This is a genomic window from Leptolyngbya sp. FACHB-36, assembly GCF_014695955.1.
Classification (GTDB): Bacteria; Cyanobacteriota; Cyanobacteriia; order Leptolyngbyales; family Leptolyngbyaceae; genus FACHB-36.
Genome location: NZ_JACJPG010000140.1, coordinates 1 through 3599 on the forward strand (window position 1 = coordinate 1; position 3599 = coordinate 3599).

General features: G+C 50.7%; 5 protein-coding genes and 1 pseudogene. 4 read left to right on the forward strand and 2 right to left on the reverse strand.

Features of this window, described 5'->3' with window-relative positions:
* Positions 1–323, forward strand: a 323-nt coding sequence (locus H6F43_RS01995; protein WP_190340342.1) for a gamma-glutamyl-gamma-aminobutyrate hydrolase family protein, incomplete at its 5' end; no start/stop codon positions are given.
* A 144-nt stretch (positions 324–467) separates the two neighbouring features.
* A complete protein-coding gene (locus H6F43_RS02000) occupies positions 468–1241 on the forward strand; it encodes an MBL fold metallo-hydrolase (protein WP_190340343.1) in 774 nt (257 codons plus the stop codon).
* A 48-nt stretch (positions 1242–1289) separates the two neighbouring features.
* Here the strand turns inward: H6F43_RS02000 and H6F43_RS02005 are convergent, their stop codons facing one another.
* Entirely contained in the window at positions 1290–1661 is a 372-nt protein-coding gene (locus H6F43_RS02005) for a hypothetical protein (protein WP_347272362.1), read from the reverse strand.
* A 386-nt stretch (positions 1662–2047) separates the two neighbouring features.
* Here H6F43_RS02005 and H6F43_RS02010 point away from each other — a divergent pair, with 386 nt between their 5' ends.
* Both H6F43_RS02010 and H6F43_RS02015 read left to right on the forward strand, forming a co-directional pair.
* Positions 2048–2473 carry a hypothetical protein gene (locus tag H6F43_RS02010; protein WP_190340344.1) on the forward strand — a complete coding sequence of 142 codons (426 nt, stop codon included), beginning with the start codon at positions 2048–2050 and terminating at the stop codon, positions 2471–2473.
* A gap of 68 nt (positions 2474–2541) precedes the next feature.
* Positions 2542–2811, forward strand: a pseudogene (locus H6F43_RS02015) (DUF4090 family protein).
* 191 nt (positions 2812–3002) lie between these two features.
* On the opposite strand, the gene H6F43_RS02020 reads toward H6F43_RS02015, so the two are convergent.
* On the reverse strand, positions 3003–3599 hold a 597-nt coding region (locus tag H6F43_RS02020; protein WP_242025260.1), incomplete at its 5' end, for a LysR substrate-binding domain-containing protein.

The following is a 3599-nucleotide window of genomic DNA, read 5'->3' on the forward strand; positions in this document are numbered from 1 at the left end:
CAGCTCCGGTGCTGATGCACGGAAAAACGTCTCCGGTCCAGCACACAGGCGTTGGCGTGTTTCAGGATGTAGAAACCCCGCTAACGGCAACTCGGTATCATAGTCTGGTGATTGAGCCGAAGACCTGCCCAGACGTGCTGGAAGTCACCGCCTGGGTTGAGGACGGTACCATCATGGGCGTGCGGCATCGCCAGTATCCACACATTCAAGGCGTGCAGTTTCATCCCGAAAGCGTACTAACTACATCTGGCAAGCAACTGCTGCGGAACTTTCTAGCCACGATCGCTCGTCAACCTAAAGCGGAATCAGGACTACCCCAGTAAAGTGCGACAAACTCGATCGGCGCTTGGTTTGTCCGCAGAATGCAGGTAACAGAATCAGTGAGTTGAGTTGACGGACGACCCCCTTTGGCTCAACACTTGAGAACGCACCGCTCATGACGTTTTTGGTGGTTGGGTGAGGAGCTTATGAAACGGCGACAGTTAATGCGCTACGCAGGAGCAGGCTTGCTAACGGCAGCCGGAGCGGGAATCACGTCTGGTCTAGAATCCTACCAGGCGCAGGCGGGAGGGTCGGTGTCCATTCAGTGGTTAGGGCACACTTGCTTTTTGTTCACGGGCGGCGGACAGCGAATTCTAGTCAATCCATTCCGCACGCTGGGCTGTACGGCAGGCTATCGATCGCCCCGAGTCGCAACCGACCTCGTGTTGATCAGCAGTCAGCTACTCGATGAAGGAGCCGTAGAAATCTTATCAGGCAATCCACGCCTGCTCTATGAGCCAGGGGCCTACCAAGTGGGCAGAGTCCGCATTCAGGGAATTCGCACCGATCACGATCGCGAAAACGGACGCCGATTTGGCACCAACGTTGTGTGGCAGTGGAATCAGTCAGGTGTGTCCCTGCTGCATTTGGGAGGCGCGGCGGCACCCATTTCACTTGAGCAAAAAATTCTCATGGGTCGCCCGGACGTGCTGTTTCTGCCCGTTGGCGGCGGACCAAAGGCATATACGCCAGAGGAGGCAAAACAAGCCGTGCAGGTGCTTAACCCTAAGGTCATCGTCCCCACACACTACCGCACTAGAGCTGCAAAAGGTGCGTGCGACAGCGTGTCTGTAGATAACTTCCTGTCTCAGATGAGTGGCACCCCCGTACGGCGGCTCAACAGTGATTCCACATCGATTCGCACCGCAGATTTGCCGAAGGAAGGAATGGAAATTCGGGTGTTGAGCTATCGCTTCTAATTTAAAGGGTGGGCAGTGCCCACCCTTTAGGTCTTAACCCTTCAGGTCTTAGCAGCCCAAAATTGCTAACTCTGCCTTCGAGTTCAGCAGCAGCCGACCTGTCGAATCTACACTAAAGTCTTCTCCAGGCTGTAATCCTTTGTGGATTAGTCGCTTGCCAATTGCAACAGAGGTAATTCGTCGAATCTCCTGCAACACATCGATCGGTAGCAAATGGTCGATCGCCCAAATCATTGCTTCTGCATCCGTCCACAGCAACCGCTCTAAGCTCACGATCATAACGCCCGCCACGTTCTCCGGCGAGGAGCGCTTCCGCAGATTCGCTAGCAGATCTTTGCCAATCCGACTATCCCGCGCCATGATTGCACATGCCATTTTGGAGATTTCTTGCTCCAATTCCGGGTAAGTTAGTTGTTGCACAGAGTTCTTGCCTCAAGGGTGTAAGGGTAGGTGAAATCAGCACCAGAAACTTCTTGCCAGATAATTTTTTCGGTGCAGCGAACGTAATTCAGGCAAGTATACCCTATGACAGATGGCGAGATAGGTATCATACGCCAGCAAAATCACAAACTTTAAATCTTTATAAGCGGATGCAGGGGCATTTACTTAAAACTTCTCTGGCTTAGTCCACGAATGATGCTTTAATCTTTTGATCGTCTCGTTGTAGAACGCCTCTGCCCACAAAAGTGATAGAGCAGGCGGCTTCCAAGGACTTTAAGCTAGATGTGAATGAATGCTTTAGGTAAGACGAGAGATTGGTAATTCCGTGGGAATACTAAAGACAGTTCAGCAGGCAGTTCTAGTCCATGTGGCGACGGCTCAAGAATTTTGTGTTCAGCTTCAAAACGTATGGGGAGCTTAGCCCGGATGTACGAGTTAGACAGCGGGTTGGGCGGTTCTTGCGCGATCGCCCTGTGCTCAGCGCTGACGAATGGTTTGAAGCGTTTTGGCAACCCCGGAATATCTCAAAGTCCGTTGCTGATTTTGTCTATACACACATGCAGAGCTATTCCGGGCTCGACTTTGCCAAAGTAAAGCCGACTGATCAACTTGATAAAGATTTATCTCTAACGCTGGTCTGCTGGTTTGACTGGGAACTGTCACTCTGTGAAGATTTCTTGAACTGTTTTGGCGTAAACCTGTGCGACCGCTTCGATGCTCACACATTGAACACTGTTGAAGATCTCGTCGTGTTTCTCAATCGGCAACTGCTGTCGGTGAGTTCTTCGTGAATGCTCGTCTGGTAGAATACCCATGACGCGCAAGGGAAAACCGCACCGTGTCTCTGGACAACGCAGCCATGCAAAACACCACAGGAGCCGACGCGATCGCCCGTGGGGTTGACTTTGATGGCTCTCCGATTCCAACCGCAAAGCTAGACCCCTACAATCGGGTGATGGGACTGGAAGCCGGATGGTAACGCGGCGGCGTTAGCAACACGATACGATCGCGAATTGTTCGGATTGGCGCGAAGCACATCTCCCAGGAAGAACTCAACCAACTGCCGCGGGATGCGGAATTTACGCCGCTAAAGGAAAAGGAAGCTGCCTTTTACGATGGCGGAAAGTGACGATCTCAGTTGCTAGGTCAACCACTTTAAGAGCAGATTCAATTGGGTGAATTACTACCATCCTTCATCAAATTTAGGTGGGATGGATCAACCAATTATGCGAATTCGTAATTCAGAATTCGGAATTGCAGAAGCTCGATCCGCCTACGTTTTAGTGGTTTGATCTGTAGCTAGAATTTAGAGAATTGATATTAGAATTGGCTACACAGGTCTACCAACAGCGATCGCAACCACATATGAGCAGCATCCCGTTGCTTCCGGTCATGCCACATCATTCGGACAGGAATTGAATTATAGTCGAACGGCAATTCCGTCAGATGCAGGGCTTTAGCAAAACTATTGTGCTGCACACTGCGATAATTGATCGCTGCAATCAAATCTGTGTTAGCAAGAATTGCAGGTGCTAAGGCAAATTGATTTACGGTTAAAGCAATTCGGCGTTGCAATCCTTTTTCCTCTAAAATGCGATCGACAAAGCCCCTTGGGTTGCCTGAGAGCGTGATCAGGAGATGATCGGCACGCACAAACTCATCCAGCATTAACTTACGCTTGGCGAGGGGATGCTGCTTTCGCATGGCACAGACATACTGATCCGTGAATAACGTTTGGGTTTGCAGTCTTGGCTTGGAAGCAGATATACCCCCGATCGCTAAATCAATTTCACTTTGTTCCAGTAATTCAGGTGCATTGATGTTTGTGCTGGGAACGAAGCGCAGATTAACACGAGGAGCCTCTTGCGCAAGTCGCTGCATCAACGGAATCGCGAATAGTTTTGCAATGTAGTCATT

Bases quoted from the DNA above. Each gene is read 5' to 3' on its own strand.
- H6F43_RS02010 (WP_190340344.1), top strand. From the start codon at position 2,048: ATGTGGCGACGGCTCAAGAATTTTGTGTTCAGCTTCAAAACGTATGGG.
- H6F43_RS02000 (WP_190340343.1), top strand. From the start codon at position 468: ATGAAACGGCGACAGTTAATGCGCTACGCAGGAGCAGGCTTGCTAACG.